11 protein-coding genes are annotated in these 16,221 nt (G+C 68.0%); 4 read left to right on the top strand and 7 right to left on the bottom strand.

What is annotated here, in order from left to right:
• The first annotated feature begins 69 nt into the window (after window positions 1-69).
• Window positions 70-1,746: a S10 family peptidase gene (locus GD429_RS08890; protein ID WP_152856586.1), complete on the top strand. Its 1,677-nt coding sequence runs from the start codon at window positions 70-72 to the stop codon at window positions 1,744-1,746.
• Between the two features lie 136 nt (window positions 1,747-1,882).
• Here the strand turns inward: GD429_RS08890 and nadE are convergent, their stop codons facing one another.
• From nadE to GD429_RS08875, 3 genes are all read right to left on the bottom strand, one after another.
• On the bottom strand, window positions 1,883-2,731 hold the full coding sequence (gene nadE, locus GD429_RS08885) for an ammonia-dependent NAD(+) synthetase (RefSeq protein WP_152856585.1): 849 nt from the start codon (window positions 2,729-2,731) through the stop codon (window positions 1,883-1,885).
• A 241-nt stretch (window positions 2,732-2,972) separates the two neighbouring features.
• Window positions 2,973-3,842 carry a DMT family transporter gene (locus GD429_RS08880; protein ID WP_152856584.1) on the bottom strand — a complete coding sequence of 290 codons (870 nt, stop codon included), beginning with the start codon at window positions 3,840-3,842 and terminating at the stop codon, window positions 2,973-2,975.
• A gap of 264 nt (window positions 3,843-4,106) precedes the next feature.
• On the bottom strand, window positions 4,107-4,292 hold the full coding sequence (locus GD429_RS08875; protein WP_006480515.1) for a hypothetical protein: 186 nt from the start codon (window positions 4,290-4,292) through the stop codon (window positions 4,107-4,109).
• Window positions 4,293-4,500: 208 nt separating this feature from the next.
• Here GD429_RS08875 and GD429_RS08870 point away from each other — a divergent pair, with 208 nt between their 5' ends.
• Window positions 4,501-5,259 carry a DeoR/GlpR family DNA-binding transcription regulator gene (locus GD429_RS08870; RefSeq protein ID WP_152856583.1) on the top strand — a complete coding sequence of 253 codons (759 nt, stop codon included), beginning with the start codon at window positions 4,501-4,503 and terminating at the stop codon, window positions 5,257-5,259.
• A gap of 105 nt (window positions 5,260-5,364) precedes the next feature.
• Window positions 5,365-7,152: a phospholipase D-like domain-containing protein gene (locus GD429_RS08865; RefSeq protein ID WP_152856582.1), complete on the top strand. Its 1,788-nt coding sequence runs from the start codon at window positions 5,365-5,367 to the stop codon at window positions 7,150-7,152.
• Window positions 7,153-7,209: 57 nt separating this feature from the next.
• On the opposite strand, the gene GD429_RS08860 is transcribed toward GD429_RS08865, so the two are convergent.
• The 3 genes from GD429_RS08860 to GD429_RS08850 form a co-directional block, all read right to left on the bottom strand.
• A complete protein-coding gene (locus tag GD429_RS08860; RefSeq protein WP_034180911.1) occupies window positions 7,210-7,884 on the bottom strand; it encodes a TetR family transcriptional regulator in 675 nt (224 codons plus the stop codon).
• Between the two features lie 115 nt (window positions 7,885-7,999).
• Window positions 8,000-9,268, bottom strand: coding sequence for an NAD(P)/FAD-dependent oxidoreductase (locus GD429_RS08855; RefSeq protein ID WP_152856581.1), 1,269 nt, complete (start codon window positions 9,266-9,268; stop codon window positions 8,000-8,002).
• A gap of 143 nt (window positions 9,269-9,411) precedes the next feature.
• Window positions 9,412-10,992, bottom strand: coding sequence for an amino acid permease (locus tag GD429_RS08850; protein WP_152856580.1), 1,581 nt, complete (start codon window positions 10,990-10,992; stop codon window positions 9,412-9,414).
• Window positions 10,993-11,621: 629 nt separating this feature from the next.
• Here GD429_RS08850 and GD429_RS08845 point away from each other — a divergent pair.
• Window positions 11,622-13,133, top strand: coding sequence for an aldehyde dehydrogenase family protein (locus GD429_RS08845; protein ID WP_152856579.1), 1,512 nt, complete (start codon window positions 11,622-11,624; stop codon window positions 13,131-13,133).
• A gap of 228 nt (window positions 13,134-13,361) precedes the next feature.
• On the opposite strand, the gene GD429_RS08840 is transcribed toward GD429_RS08845, so the two are convergent.
• Window positions 13,362-15,806: a DUF3772 domain-containing protein gene (locus GD429_RS08840; protein WP_152856578.1), complete on the bottom strand. Its 2,445-nt coding sequence runs from the start codon at window positions 15,804-15,806 to the stop codon at window positions 13,362-13,364.
• Window positions 15,807-16,221: the final 415 nt, after the last annotated feature.

The following is a 16,221-nucleotide window of genomic DNA, read 5'->3' as shown; positions in this document are numbered from 1 at the left end:
TCGGCACACGCGTTTTCGTTCGACGCGGGTTTCCTGCCCGCGTCTTTTTTCACCTCCAGGAGCAGCACGATGGGCATCGATTCCGCATCTTCCGGCGGCGTGTATCCGCTGCATCACGGCGACCACAATTCGCAGAGCGTGCCGCCGACCATCAATCCGGTCGCGCTGAGCCACGGCCGCGACCAGCCGTTCTTCGATCCGGTTGCGTACGGCAACGGCCCCGACGATTCGGTGACCGACACGACCGAGGCGGCCGCGATCACGCATCACACGATCCTGATCGACGGGAAGCGCATCGCGTACACGGCGACGGCCGGCCACCTCGTGACGGTCGACCCGAGCAGTTCGCAGCCGGCCGCGAAGCTCTTCTACGTTGCATTCACGGCCGACGGCGCGAAGGAGGAAACGCGGCCCGTGACGTTCTTCTATAACGGTGGGCCCGGTTCGTCGTCGGTGTTCGTGCTGCTCGGCTCGTTCGCGCCGAAGCGCATCAAGACGTCGATGCCGGGTTTCACTCCGCCCGCGCCGTACCAGATGGAAGACAACCCGGACAGCATGATCGACCACAGCGACCTGGTGTTCATCAACCCGGTCGGCACCGGCTATTCGGCGGCCGTCGCGCCGAACAAGAACCGAAATTTCTGGGGCGTCGACCAGGACGCGGATTCGCTGAAGCAGTTCATCAAGCGCTACCTGACGAAGAACAACCGCTGGAATTCGCCGAAATACCTGTTCGGCGAATCGTACGGCACCGCACGCAGCTGCGTGCTCGCGTACAAGCTGCACGAGGACGGCGTCGACCTGAACGGCGTCACGCTGCAATCGTCGATCCTCGACTACCGGCAGGCCGGCAACCCGGTCGGCGCGCTGCCGACCGCCGCGGCCGACGCGTGGTATCACAAGAAACTCGGCATTACGCCGGCGCCGGCCGATCTCGGCGCGTTCGTCGAGGAAGTCGCGCAGTTTTCGCGTACCGACTACCTGAACGCGCTGCGCAAGGCTCCGCATGCGGACCCGGCCGCCGTGCAGAAACTGTCGCAATACACGGGCATCGACACGGCGACGCTGCAATCGTGGAGCCTCGACATCGCCGGCTACGATGCGCGCGGCAATTCGTTGTTCCTGACGACGCTGCTGCATGCGCAGGGGCTCGCGCTCGGCTCGTACGACGGCCGCGTGACCGCGATCTCGACGGGCATCGCCGGCAAGATCGACCCGAACTCGGGCGGCAACGACCCGACGATGACGGCCGTGACGGGCGTCTATACGGCGATGTGGAACAGCTACCTGAACGAGCAGCTGAAGTTCACGTCGAATTCCGCGTTCACGGACCTGAACGACCAGGCGTTCCGGAACTGGGATTTCGGCCACATCGACCCGACCGGCGCGCAGCAGGGCATCGATGCGCAGGGGAACGTGATCCTCTACATGGCCGGCGATCTCGCCGCGGTGATGGCGCTGAACGTCGACCTGAAGGTGCTGTCGGCGAACGGCTTGTACGATTTCGTCACGCCGTTCTACCAGACCGTGATCGACCTGCAGCAGATGCCGCTCGAGGATCAGAAGGTGCGGCAGAACCTGTCCGCGCGGTTCTATCCGTCGGGGCACATGGTGTATCTCGACGGCGGCTCGCGCACCGCGCTCAAGCGCGATCTCGCGACGATGTACGACACGACGGTCAGCGATACGGGCGCGCGGATGCGGATTCGCGCGCTGCAGGCGAAGAAGACGGGCGGGCACGCGTAGCGTTGCCCGTCGTTTGGTTGCCGCGCGTAGCCGCTACGGTGCGCGCGGCGGTCGGGTTCCGACGCTGTGGGCCGGTCGCGCCGGGCCGCGGCGCCGGATTGCGATGCGGCGGCGGTGGTTCAGCCGCAGCAGCGGCTCAAGCGGTCGGCCAGTCGAACGGCGTGTACGGCAGCGCGCGCTTGTGGCGCGAGCCGTCGTAGAAGCGCAGCACCGTTTCGTACACATGGTCGCTGACCGGCTTGCCTTCGAGGAAATCGTCGATCTCGTCGTAGCTGACGCCGTATGCGTGCTCGTCGGGGCGCAGCGGGCGCAGCTCCTCGAGGTCGGCCGTCGGCACCTTCATCACGATCGCTGCGTCGCCGCCGAGCGCGCGGGCAACCGCGCGTACGCGGCGCTTGCTGAGGCCCGCGAGCGGCAGGATGTCCGCGCCGCCGTCGCCGAACTTCGTGAAGAAACCCATCAGCGATTCGGCCGCGTGATCGGTGCCGATCACGATGCCGCGCCGTGCGCCGGCCACCGCGTACTGCGCGATCATGCGCTCGCGCGCCTTGATGTTGCCGTGCACGAAATCCTGTTGCGCGGGCGTGTCGAACGCATGGCCGGATGCGACCAGCGACGCGAGCATCGCATCGGCGGCCGGCTTCACGTCGACGGTCAGTTCCTCGTCCGCGCGCACGAACGCGAGCGCGCGCTGCGCATCGGCTTCGTCGTTCTGCACGCCGTTCGGCAAACGCATCGCGATGAAGCGCGCATCGTAGTCGTCGGCGCGCAGGCGTTCGACCGCCAGTTGCGCGAGCCGCCCGGCCGTCGACGAATCGACGCCGCCGCTGATGCCGAGCACGTAGGTCCGCAGGCCGGTTGAACGAAGGTACTGCGCGAGGAACTCGACGCGGCGGGCGATCTCGGCCTCGGCGTCGAAGTGCGGGGCGACGTTCAGTTCGGCAATGATCGCGCGTTGGCGGCTGGCGTAATCGGCGGATGTCATGAAGGTGGTTCCGGAACGAAATGCAAGGCGCCCATCATAAGCGCAATCGCGGCGGGGCGCCGCGCCGGGCGTGCGATCCGGCCGTCTCGCGTTGCTTCGGCGAGACGCGCTGCATCGCAGTGGTGCACGGTGCGCCGGGCGGGTGCAGGATGCCGCGGGACGGGCGTCCGTGAGGCCGATCTCGATGAGCTTGCCGGCAAGCGTCGGCGCGGCCGCACGACCGCGCGCATGTGCGCCCGCGTCAGCGCCGCGCGAGCACGACGCCGGCCAGCGCGAGCGCGAAGCCGAATAGCTGGATCGCCGCGAGCGTTTCGCCGAACAGCAGGTAACCCTGCAGCGCGGCAAGTGGCGGCGCGAGGAACAGCAGCGACGTCGCGCGCGCCGCGTTACCGCGCCGTAGCATCCACATCAGCATCGTCACCGCGCCGCCGGACAGGAACACGACGCCCCACACGAGCGACACCCACAGCGCCGGCGCGCCGATCCAGCGTGTTTCATGAAGCAGCACGACGAAGATCGCCGCGACGATTGCCGCGCCGAAGTTCTGCACGGCGACCGCGGTGCGCAGGTCGCTCTGCGCGAGCTTGCCCTTCTGGTACAGCGAACCGGCGGTGATCGATCCGACCGCGAGCACCGATACGGCAACGACGAACCACGCAGGCGCCGCGCCCGGCGGCGGCGCGACGCCGCCCGCGACCTTCGGCGCCAGCACGAGCGCAACGCCGGCGAGCCCGAGCGCCATTCCGAACCAGCCGCGCGCGGGCAGGCGCTCGTTGAACAGCGGGACGGCGAGCACGGCGGTGGCGAGCGGCTGCAGCGCGCCGAGCAGCGCCATCACGCCCGCGTTCAACCCTTGCGCGACGGCCCAGTAGCTCGCGCCGAGATAGACGCCTTGCAGCAGCGCGCCCGCGATCAGGTGGCGCGGCCACTCGCGGCGGGCCGGCCACGGCGCGCGTGCGACGAGCGCAACCGCGCCGAACAGCGCGGCCGTACCCGCGAAACGCCCGAGCAGGAACAGGTTGGGATCGGCGTAGGGCTTGATTGCCCGTGCAACGATGAAGCCGGTGGACCACAGCGCGACGAAAGCGGCGGCGACGATCGAGGTAAGCATGCGAGGCGGGCCGCGATGCGGCCGGACAGGACCGTAAAGTCGGCCAGTATCGCGGGAAGCGGCACCGGCGTCTTGTCGAATCCTGCACTCGTGCCGCGCATCGTGCGAATGCGCCGGCGCTCGTTGCTTGCCGGGCATCCGGCATCCAGCATCCGGCACTGGCCGGTTATCGGCTATCGGCGGGCGCGAGCGGGGCGCGGACGGGGCACCGACGGGAAGGGCGCCGCACCGCACGCGGTGCGGGCAAGCGCGAAGCGGCGGAGCTCAGTCGATCGAGAACGTGTCGAGCGGCTGGTTGGCGCGCGCGTCGGTCGCGAAGCGTGCGGCGAGCTGTTCGTAGAGCCGGCGGGCTTCGTCGAGCGTCAGGTCGATCCAGTACGGATCGCCGGCCGCATCGTTGAGTCGTTCGGGCGGAAACTGGATTTCGATCACGCTGCCTTTGCGATACATTGTGCGGGCCCCTATGCTTGGTCTGTCGTTTGAGGAAGCGCAAAGTGTAGCAACCGGCACCGCGCCGATTCGCGCGCGTCAGGCAATACAGAATTTCGCTTTCGGGGAATGCGGCCGACCGTGTTTCGCGCCGCGGTCAAATCGCGGTCAAACGGCCGTAATACAATAACCGGCTTACCCATTACCAGTCGCCCGGGGCGCACACGCGATGCTGGCGGAACAACGTCATCAATACATCCTGTCGGAGCTCGGCCGGTCGGGCGCGTTGTCGGTCGCGGAACTCGTGCGCTCGCTCGACGTGTCGCGCGAGACCGTGCGGCGCGACCTGAACGCGCTCGCCGCGCGCGGCCTGCTCGTGATGACGCATGGCGGTGCGCTGGCCGCTGACCGCCGCGAACCGAGCCTGTCCGAGCGCGAAGCCGCGAACGCCGAAGCGAAGCGCACGATCGGGCGGCGCGCGGCCGAATTCGTGCCCGACGACGCATCGGTGCTGATCGATTCGGGCAGCACGCCGCACGCGGTTGCGCTTGCGCTCGCCGACCGGCACCGGCTGTCGATCTACACGAACGACTGGCGCACCGCGTTCGTGCTCGCGCGGCGCAACGGCAACCGCGTGACGCTGCTCGGCGGCGAACTGTCCGACGACGAGGACGCAACCTTCGGGCTCGACACGATCCACCAGCTTGCGCAATACCACGTCGATTTCGCGTTCGTCGGCGCGGGTGGCATCACGCCCGACGGCGAGTGCACCGACTACTCGCGGATCGCGGCCGAAGTGCGCAGCCGGATGATCGCGGCGGCCGGCACGGCGATCATCGTCGCCGACCATTCGAAATTCGGCCGCGTGACGCCGGTGCGGATCAACGGCGCGGCCTCCGCGCGCTATCTCGTGACCGAACGCGCACCCGACAAGGCCGTGCGCCGCGCGCTGACCGCGCGCGGGATCGAGCTGCTCGTGTGCGACTGACGCGCGCCCGACATACAAGGTTCACCGAACCGTCATTCCGCGGGAAGAACCTCTGCCGACACTGACCCATTCATTTCGACCGGCCTCGCGGCCAGGGAGCAACGAATGACCGTCAGCGTGCGCAGCTATCTTTCCCCCACTCTCGTCCTGCTGGCCTTCGACTGGGCCGATGCGCAGTCGCGCAACGATTTCCTCGGCTTCGCGATCCGGCGCACGCCGGGATTCTGGTCGGCCGACGGCAAGACGCGCGCGCCGGACAGCTGGCTGCCGAACCGGCTGACGTTCGACGGCCCGGCCGCCGATACGCAGGGCGACGCGCCGACCGACCAGGCGCCGATCCAGAAATTCATGTGGTGGGACGCGCGCATCGATCCGCAGGACCGCGGCGCGTCGTTCCGCTACGAAGTCTATCCGGTCGTCGGCACGCCCGACGATCTGCAGGTGCTCGACGCGCAGGCCGGCGTGTGCGACGTCGTGCTGCCCGCGCATATCGAGGACGGCATCGGCACGTGGTTCAACCGTGCGGTGGTGAGTTCGCAGGCGTTCGCGAAGCAGGTCGCGGCGCTGGGCCTCGCGCAGAATGCGGCGCCGAGCGCGGCACAGGCGCTGAAGTTGCGCACCTGGCTCTCGAACGACATGGAGCAGGTGTTCGCGGAGATGCTCGAGCCCGCGTCGCGCGCGGCGTCGGCCGTCTATCACCTGACCGACACGCTGTGGGCGCTGCCCGCGTTCGAAGGGTTCGGGCGCGAGCACGGCGACGCGTCGCTCGCGATCGTCTACGACGCGCACACGACGGCGCGCCAGGGCAAGCCGCCGCTGCCTTCGCCGAACCAGCCGGCCGTCGACGCGCTGCAAGGGCTCGCGACGCTCGCGCCGCGCGACAAGACGCACATCATGCACGACAAGTTCATCGTGACCGATGCGCCGTCGAACCCGTCGCCCGCGCGCGTGCTGACCGGTTCCGCGAACTTCACGACCGAGGGGCTGACCGAGCAGGCCAACGTGCTGCACGCGTTCGACTCGCCCGCGCTCGCCGCGCTGTACAACGACCGCGCGCATGCGCTGGCCGCGAATCCGTCGATCGCGGAGACGGCGTGGCTGTCGCGGGGCTGGTCGGCGCCGATGACGATCGGCAGCGCACAGGTGCGGCTGGCGTTCTCGCCCGAACCGTCGGGGCAGCGCACCGAGATCGACACGATCGTCGCCGCGATCGCGGCTGCGAAGCATTCGGTGTCGTTCTGCCTGTTCATGCCGACCGACGCGGCGCTGCGCGACGCGTGCTTCGCGGCCGGCGACCGCGGGCTGATGATGTTCGGGCTGGTGAACAAGATCAACATCGGCAGCGCGACGAAGGCCGATGCCGCGCAGCAGGCCGGCCAGCCGCTCGATGCGGCGACGCTCGCGAACCTCGAGCTGTATCACCGCAGCCGCGACAACCACGACGTGATCGACGCCGAGTACTTCTCGCCGGCGACGGTGCCGCAGGGCTTCGAGCCGGAGTTGCGACAGTTTCCGGGCGAACCGGCGCCGGCCTATCCGCCCGTCGTGATCCATCACAAGTTCATCGTGATCGATGCGGAAGGCGCGAATCCGGTCGTGTATACGGGCTCGGCGAACATGAGCCGCAATTCCGAGCAGTACAACGACGAGAACCTGCTCGAGATTCGCGACAAGCGGATCGCGGCGATCTATCTGGCGGAATTCCTGCGGCTCTACGAGCACTATCGCGCCCGTGCGCTGGCGATCAGTGCGAAGCAGCATGGCGCCGGCACGGGCACGCATGCGCGGCTCGCGCTCGCGCCCGATTCGAGCTGGGCGAAGAAGTATTACGTGGCGGGAAGCCCGGAAGAGAAGGCGCGGATCGCGCTGGCGTCGACCGCGCCGACGGATTGAAGCGCTGACGCGCGACGGGCACGGACGTTTCGTGCCCCCGGCTGCTACGGCCGCCGCTTACGCGGCGACGTAGCGCAGCACGGCGTCGGCGATCGTGTCGCGATGCCGTGCGCGCAGGCGCGGCGCCGACGGGTCGCGGCCGAACGCGGCGCCGAACGTGTAGCGGTTCGACACGCGGTGGAAGCAGAACGAGCTGATCAGCAGGTGCAGGTCGAACGCATCGATGTCCTTGCGGAACGCGCCGCTTGCCGCGCCGCGCTCGACCAGTTCCTCGAGCGTCTTGATGATGCTGACGTTGCGGTTCTTGAACGACTTGAGCTGTTCGAGATACTTCGCGCCGTGGATGTTCTCGATCGATACGAGGCGGACGAAGTCACGATGCTTGTCGTGATAGTCGAACGTGAATTCGACGAGGCGGCGCATGCCTTCACGCGGCTCCATGTCACCGACGTGCAGTTCCTGCTCGAGCGCGCGGATGTCGCCGTACACCTTCTCCAGCACGGCCTCGTACAGGCCTTCCTTGCTTTCGAAGTAGTAATAGAGCATCCGCTTCGTCGTGTTCGTGCGCTCGGCGATCGCGTCGACGCGCGCACCGGCGAGGCCCATCGCGGAGAATTCCTGCGTGGCGACATCGAGGATGTTGCGCTTGGTTTGCTCGGGATCGTATTTGCGCCGCGCGTCGGACGCAAGCGCGCGGCTTTCGGACGTGGCGGCTTTGCTTCCTGCTTTCATGTGACTTTGTTGTGGGTTCGCGGCGGCTTGGAAAAAGCATTCTAGCATGTGGGAAATCCCCGCCCGGCCGACCCTCCGCTCTAATCGGCAGGGCCGTTTCGGCCGCCGCGGCCGCTCAGCGGCGGCAGGACGCGAGCGCGTCGCGGGCCTGATATGCCGTGTACGTGAGCTGCGCGGCGGCGAGGCCCGCCAGCCCGAACGTGCGCGTGAGCCCGAACGCGGCGAAGCCGTCCGGCACCGGCCGGCCTTCGGCCAGTGCGGCTGCGAGCGCTTCGCCGGCGACCGTGGTCGGCGCCATCCCGTGGCCGCCGAACGCGATCGCGTGCCACACGCCGTCCGCGTCGCGGCCGATCTGCGGCATCTTGTGCCGCGCGTAGCTCATCAGCCCGCCCCACGCGTAGTCGACCTTCACGCCTTCGAGTTGCGGATACACGCGCAGCAGGTCGCGCCGCAGCAGGCGTGCGATCGCGTCGGGGCCGCGGTCGAGCACCGAGATCCGGCCGCCCCACAGGATGCGCGTGTCCTTCAACGGCCGGTAGTAGTCGAACGCGAAGCGCGTGTCGTAGATCGCGTACGGCGCGTCGATCGCGTCCGGCAGGCGCGCGCCGAGCGGTTCGGTCGCGATTACGTAAGTGGCGATCGGCAGCACCGAGCGTTCGATGCGCGGCGACACGCCGCGCGCGTAGCCGCCGCCGGCGAACACGACGTCCTTCGCGCGCACCGCGCCCTGCGCCGTGCGCACGACGTATCCGGCGCCTTCGCGCGCGATGCCGAGCGCGGCCGAGCGCTCGTACACGCGCACGCCGCCGCGCGATGCGGCCGCCGCGACGCCGAGCACGTACTTGAGCGGATGGAAGTGGAATGCGTTCGGCTCGAACAGGCCGCCGTAGTAGCGCTGCGTCTTCAGCCGCGCGCGCAGCGCGTCCGTCGACACGGGTTCCCAGTCGACGCCGAGTTCGCGCTTCATCAGCGTGCGCACGCTGTCGAGCCGGGAAGGATCGTCGAACCAGTTCGCGAGCATCACGCCCTCATCGACGATGTCGCAGTCGATCCCGTAGCGCGCGATCCGCGCGCGGATCAGGTCGACCGCATCGACGGTGAGCCGGTACAGCCGGCGCCCTTCGTCACGGCCGAGCGTGCGCAGCAGGTCGGCGTTGTCGAGGCTGTAGCCGCCGAATACGAAACCGCCGTTGCGGCCCGATGCGCCGAAGCCGACCCGTTCGCTGTCGAGCACGACGACGTCGTGCACGCCGCGCTCGACGAGGCCGAGCGCCGTGCACAGGCCGGCGAGGCCGCCGCCGACGATGCAGACCTGCGTGTCGATCGGGCCGGTCAGTTGCGGGTAGGGCTGGCGGGTAACGGTGGCTTCGTAGAAGTTCTGCATGCGATTTCGTTGACTCGTAACGGCGGAAAAACGGACGGCGCGCGTCGATCTTGCCTGAACGCGCGCGCCGCGTCGAATGGGGGTTGTCAAGGCGCCGGCTGCCGTGGTCGGGGGGCGGCCGGCGCCCGGCGCCCTGCGGGCCGTCAGCCGCCCGGTGTCGGGTTGGCCGGGCGGGCGACGTAGCCCGCGAAGCCGGTTTCGGCCTGCGGTGCCGCTTCGGGCGTCGCGTTGCGTTCGATCCACGGCGCGATCTCCATGTCCTCGTAGCGCACCAGGCGGCATTTGCGCACGAGCGCGTAGCCGAGCCAGATCGCGAGGAAGAACGGCAGGCCGATGTAGGTCGCGGCGATGCCGGCCCAGTCGACCTTGTCCGCGAGGAGCGCCTGGTAATCCTGGCCGAGCGCGACGACCGCGCACAGCGCGAATGCGAACAGCGGGCCGAACGGGAACCACTTCGATCGATACGGCAACTGGTCGAGCCGGTAGCCCTGCTTCAGGAAGCCCTTGCGGAACCGGTAGTGGCTGACCGCGATGCCGAGCCACGTGATGAAGCCGGCCATGCCCGACGTGTTCAGCAGCCACAGGTAGACGGTCTTGTCGCCATACAGCGACGTGAGGAAACACAGCGCGCCGACGGCCGTCGTCGCATACAGCGCGTTGCGCGGCACGCCGCCCGGCGACAGCTTCGCGAACAGCCGCGGCGCACGGCCTTCGACCGCGAGGTTGTAGAGCATCCGCGTCGACGCGTACATGCCCGAGTTGCCGGCCGACAGCACGGCCGTCAGGATCACCGCGTTCATCACGCCGGCCGCGAATGCGAGGCCCGCGTGGCGGAACACGAGCGTAAACGGGCTCACGCCGATGTCGGTCACGTCGCTCTTCAGCAGGCTCGGGTCGGTATAGGGAATCAGCACGCCGATCACGAAGATCGCGAGCACGTAGAACAGCAGGATGCGCCAGAAGATCTGGCTCACCGCGCGCGGGATCGTCGTGCGCGGGTTTTCCGATTCGCCGGCCGCGACGCCGATCATTTCGGTGCCCTGGAACGAGAAGCCCGCGATCATCGCGACGCCGAGCATCGTCGCCCAGCCGCCGGCGAACGGCGCGTCGCCGATCGTGAAGTTGCCCCAGCCGGCACTCGGGCCGCCCTGCATGATCCCGAAGATCATCAGCAGGCCGACGCCGACGAACGCGAGCACCGTCAGCACCTTGATCAGCGCGAACCAGTATTCGGCTTCACCAAAGCCGCGCACCGACAGCGCATTGAGCGCGAAGATCAGCGTGAGGAACAGCGCGCTCCACCAGACGCCCGGCACATGCGGAAACCAGTAGTGCATCACGAGCTGCGCGGCGACGAGCTCCACCGCCAGCGTCACGGCCCAGCTGTACCAGTAGTTCCAGCCGAGCGCGAAGCCGAAACCTTCGTCGACGAACTTCGCGCCGTAGGTTGCGAACGAACCCGACACGGGCATGAACGCGGCCATTTCGCCGAGGCTCGTCATCAGGAAATAGACCATCAGGCCGATCACCATGTACGCGAGCATCGCGCCGCCGGGGCCGGCCTGCGAGATCGATGCGCCGGACGCGACGAACAGGCCCGTGCCGATCGAGCCGCCGATCGCGATCATTCGCAGATGGCGGGCCTGCAGCGCGCGGTGGAGGGACGGCTTCGCGGGCGGCGGGCCGGACGGACGGGGCGAATCGGGGCGGGCATCTGAATGCATGGCGGGCGCTGGGCGCTGTCTCCGGGATTGTTTTTTCGGTGACGAAGCGCGACGCGTTGCCGGCCGGGCAGCGGTGGTGCTTCGCGGGAACGGGCCGGATGAGCCGGGCCGCGATGCGTGTCGCGTTCGTCTTGTCGTCCGGCTGCCGTAGCGGCGGCCGGCGGCGCGCCGGGTGCGTTGCACCTCGACGTCGCACCGATTGTGTGTGCCCGATGCACGAGCGGCAAACGATATTTCCGAACAGGGTGATGCGACTTTGTCATCAACTTGCGTCGCGTTGGGACGCGTCTGGCCGCCCTGCTACGGGCTTTGAAAACGTCCCGTATCAGCACTAAAAAGCATCGGTCCGGGCCGTGAAGGTGTTGCGTTTTGGGAATGAAGTCGTGAGTTAATATCAATAGCGGCCCGACTTGTGGCCGCCGACAATGTGTTTCATGGATCGTGCCTCGCGAGGCGAGGGCGTGCCGTCCGGCCGGGCTTCCGGCGGCGGCGCAGCGCGATGCGCCGTGCGGCGCACCGGGCCCGCCGAGCTGCGCATCCGCTTGCACAGGGCGCGCGAACGCGCTCCAATCGAATCACGCGGGCGGCGCTGCCGCCGCACCGATCAATCTGTCCCTGAAGAGGAAGTGATGCAATTCAACGACATTCTTGCCGCGCTCGATATCGATCTCGCCCAGTGGAAAGGCAATGCGCTGACCGCGCGTTCGCCGCTCGACGGCGCGACGCTCGCGACGCTGGCCGTCGACACGCCCGCCGACGCCGAGCGCAAGATCGACGCCGCGCACGACGCATTCCTCAAGTGGCGCACGGTGCCGGCGCCGGTGCGCGGCGAACTCGTGCGCGTGTTCGGCAACGTGCTGCGCGAGCACAAGGCCGCGCTTGGCCACCTCGTCACGCTCGAGGCCGGCAAGATCACGTCGGAAGGCCTCGGCGAAGTGCAGGAAATGATCGACATCTGCGATTTCGCGGTCGGCCTGTCGCGCCAGCTTTACGGCCTCACGATCGCGTCGGAGCGCCCGGGCCACCGGATGATGGAAACGTGGCACCCGATCGGCGTGTGCGGCGTGATTTCGGCATTCAACTTTCCGGTCGCGGTGTGGGCGTGGAATGCGGCGCTCGCGTTCGTGTGCGGCGACCCGGTCGTGTGGAAGCCGTCGGAGAAGACGCCGCTCACCGCGATCGCCTGCCACGTGCTGCTCGAGAAGGCGCTGCGCGAGTTCGACAAGACGCATCCGGGCGTCGCGCCGGAAGGGCTGAGCCAGCTGGTGCTCGGCATGCGCGATGTCGGCGAGGTGCTGACGGCATCGAAGAAGGTGCCGGTCGTCAGCGCGACGGGCAGCGTGCGGATGGGCACGGAAGTCGCGAAGGTGCTGAGCCAGCGTCTCGCGCGCGGCATCCTCGAACTCGGCGGCAACAACGGGATGATCGTCGCGCCGAGCGCGGATCTCGACCTCGTCGTGCGCGCGGTCACGTTCGCGGCGGTCGGCACGGCCGGCCAGCGCTGCACGACGCTGCGCCGCCTGATCGTGCATCGCAGCATCGTCGAGCAACTGCTGCCGCGTATCGAGAAGGCCTACACGTCGGTGAAGGTCGGCAACCCGCTCGAAGAAGGCACGCTGGTCGGCCCGCTGGTCGATCGCGCGTCGTTCGACGCGATGCAGAAGGCGCTGGCCGATGCACGCGAGCAGGGCGGCGAAGTGAAGGGCGGCGAGCGCGTCGACGTCGGTCACGCGGATGCGTACTACGTGCGTCCGGCGATCGTGCGGATGCCGAAGCAATCGGCGGTGGTCGAGCGCGAGACGTTCGCGCCGATCCTGTACGTGATGGTCTACGACAACTTCGAGGATGCGATCGACGTGCACAACGCGGTGCCGCAAGGCCTGTCGTCGGCGATCTTCACGAACGACATGCGCGAGGCCGAGCAGTTCATGTCGGCGGCGGGCAGCGACTGCGGGATCGTCAACGTGAACATCGGCACGAGCGGCGCGGAGATCGGCGGCGCGTTCGGCGGCGAGAAGGAAACGGGCGGCGGGCGCGAGTCGGGTTCGGATGCGTGGAAGGCGTATATGCGTCGCGCGACGAATACGATCAACTACAGCCGGCAGCTGCCGCTGGCGCAGGGCGTGAAGTTCGACGTGTGATGTCGCGCGGCGCGCGTTGCGCCGCTTGACGATGAAACGGGCCGGTTGCCGCGATGCGGTGCCGGCCCGTTGTGTTTGTGGCGCTCGGGTATCGTGCGCGTTCGCGTCAATCGGGATTCCCGACCCGTGCCGGCGACGAACGAGCGGTGTCCGGGGACGATGCCGTAACCTTCGCATCGAGCGCGGACAGCCTGTACCGGTCGAGTACACGCCGGCGCGCAACGTCCGTTACTTCTCCGCCGTCGGCATGTTCTGCACGACCAGCATCTGCGGGCTCGACAGCGTGATCCCCGCCGCGCGCAACTGCTTCAGGATCTCGAACAGCAGATCGCTTTTCGTCGAACTCGCGATCCGCGGGCTCGACACGTATCCCGTCACGCTCAGCGTGATTCCGTCCGGCGTGAGCTGGCTGAACGTCACCGACGGCGCCGGTTTATCGAGAATCGCGTCATGCGTGCGATACGCATCGAGCAGCAGGTCGCGCACCTGCTCGGGATCGGTGTTCAGCGGGAACGTCAGCACCAGCGTCGCGACGCCCTGCGTGCTGTTGCCCATCGTCACGTTGCGCAGGTTCTGCGAGATCAGTTGCGAATTCGGCACGATCACGGTCGAGCGGTCGCTGAGCTGGATCTCGGTCGCGCGCACGTTGATGCGGCGAATGTCGCCTTCGACGCCCGCGATGCTGATCATGTCGCCCACCTTCACCGGACGCTCGGTCAGCAGGATCAGCCCCGACACGAAATTCTTCACGATCTCCTGCAGGCCGAAGCCGATACCCACCGACAGCGCACTGACGATCCACGCGAGGTTGTTCCACCTGACGCCGAGCAGGCCGAGCGTCATCAGCACGAGCAGCACGTAGCCGACGTTGGTGAACAGCGTGATCAGCGACACGCGCATCCCCGTATCCATGCCGAGCGCGGGCATGAACTCGCCGTCGAGCCAGCGGCGCAGCGAACGCAGCAGGTAGAAGCCGATCGCGAAGCCGATCACGGCGTTCAGGATCCGGTCCGGCATGATGTTCAGGCTCTGCAGCCGCTGGCTGCCGATCATCGCGACCGCGCTGTCGAGCAGGTCGCTCGGTGTCGTGCCGAAGCCGCCCGTCAGCAGCGCGATGGCCGCGATCAGCATCAGCAGGCTCGTGCCGAAACCGGACAGGACGGTGCGAGCCTGGTCGAGGTGCCGGTCTTCGAGCGCGAACAGGTTCTTGATCTGCTGGCCCGTCGACAGGCTCGCGGAGAACAGGCTTTCGCTCGCGTCGCGCGTCAACTGGATCAGGATGTAGATGGCGCACAGCACGATCTCGAACCACACGAGCTCGTAGGTGATGAAGCGCGCGACCGTGATGTAGCCGATCAGGAGTGCGATCAGCGACACGACGATCGCCAGCGTGACGCCGGCGTGGATCAGCCCGGCCAGCGTGGAGCGCTGCTCGGGCGCCTCGCCGGCCGCCGCGAGCTCGCTGCGCGCGCGGTTCGAGCGCAGCAGCGACGCGCCGACCGTCAGCGCGACGACGAGCGATACGATGCCGCGGCCGAACAGCGTGACGGACAGGCTGGTGTCGACGATCCGGTTGATCGATTCGAGCGTGCCGGACATCAGCAGCAGCGCGGCCAGGATGCCGGGGAACGGCTTCATCGCGAGCGCGACGGGATCGGCGAGCGCCGGCAGGCGCCACGACGGATGCTTCGTGCAGAGCAGCGCGCGGCCGAGCCCGGCGATCAGTGCGCAGGTCGCGGCAAGCTTCGCGAACTGGTCCCACAGATCGGTCAGCGACGGCGTGAGCTCGTAGTGGCGCGCGACGGCGAGGTAGAGGATCTGAACGGCAAAGGCGGTTGCCAGGAATGTCGACAACGCGGTCGACAGCGCCAGCGCGCTGCGGCGCAAGCGGGTGGGCGGAAGACGGTTCAGGCAGATCCACGCGAGGCCGCGCTCGATGAGCCGGCGGCCGCCGAGCCACATCGCGAACGAGGCGATCAGCAGCAGCGTGGTGATCGCCCGTTGTCCGGGCACCCACGACGAGCGCAGCATGTCGCGCAGTTCGTCGTTGAAATCCTCGAGCCGCTGGATGTCGTCCGGCGAACGCTGGAACAGCGGCAGCCAGAATTGCGCGCTGAAGATGCCGCCCGAACGGAACGCGAGCTGGTTCTTCAACTGGCTGCGATGCAGCTTCGCGAACTGTTCGGTCAGGTTCGCGAGGTTGGTCTTCTGGTCGGCGGCCTGTTTCAGTGCCGCGTCGAGCTGCGTCTTGCGCGCGGTCAGCGTGGCGCGCTGCTTCGCGACGGCCGGTGTTTCCGGCGCGGCGCCCTCGGCAGGCGCCGGGCCGAGCACGTCGAGTTGGGCCTGGACCTGCGTGCGCTGCGGAACGAGCTCGCTCTGCAGCTTCGCGACATCGGTGCTCAGCTCCTGCGTCGCATCGCCGAGCGCGTCCAGCTCCTTGCTGTTGGACGCGGTCGAGGTCTGCTGCTTGATGCGGTCCTGTTCGACCTGCATCTGCTTGAGCTGCGCGACGGCATCGTTCAGCGAGATGGCCGGCACGGACGTGTCGGTGCCGCTCGCGCCCGGGGCGGAAGCGGCCGCCGGAAATGCCGACGCGGTCGCGATCGCCGCGAACTGCAGCAGCACGATCAGCGCGATTCGGCGGGCGTACGTGGATAGTCGTTGTATGAACATGGAATGCTTACGATTTGCCGACAATGCCGGTCGCCGAAAGGCGCCCGGAAGCCGGTAGTTGGCCCGGTAGCATGTTACCGGGGCGCGGAACGCGTGGTTGTACCGATTGCGTACCCCGTTTGCGGGGCTTCCGGCGGCGCGCGCCCGCACGAAACGGCCCGCCAGGCCCATACCGTCGGGCCGTCGCCGCCCGGGCGCGACGCGGGCGGCGCCGGATCGTCGTTCCGACGCGTTTTCCGTACCCGACAGACGGTTACGCAATTTACACATTGCCCAGCGCGAAATGGGGCGTCCGAATCGGTTCGGTGCACGTAGCGCGGCCGGCCCGCAGGACGGGCGTGCCGGTACAATGCAGCGATTCGCCCGACGGCGGCTCGACGGTCGCCGGACAACAACACACAACACGACACGATCA

The sequence above is a fragment of the Burkholderia sp. BE17 genome (assembly GCF_009362305.1).
GTDB classification, from domain to species: Bacteria; Pseudomonadota; Gammaproteobacteria; order Burkholderiales; family Burkholderiaceae; genus Burkholderia; species Burkholderia pyrrocinia_C.
This window is presented reverse-complemented; position numbering and strand designations above follow the sequence as displayed.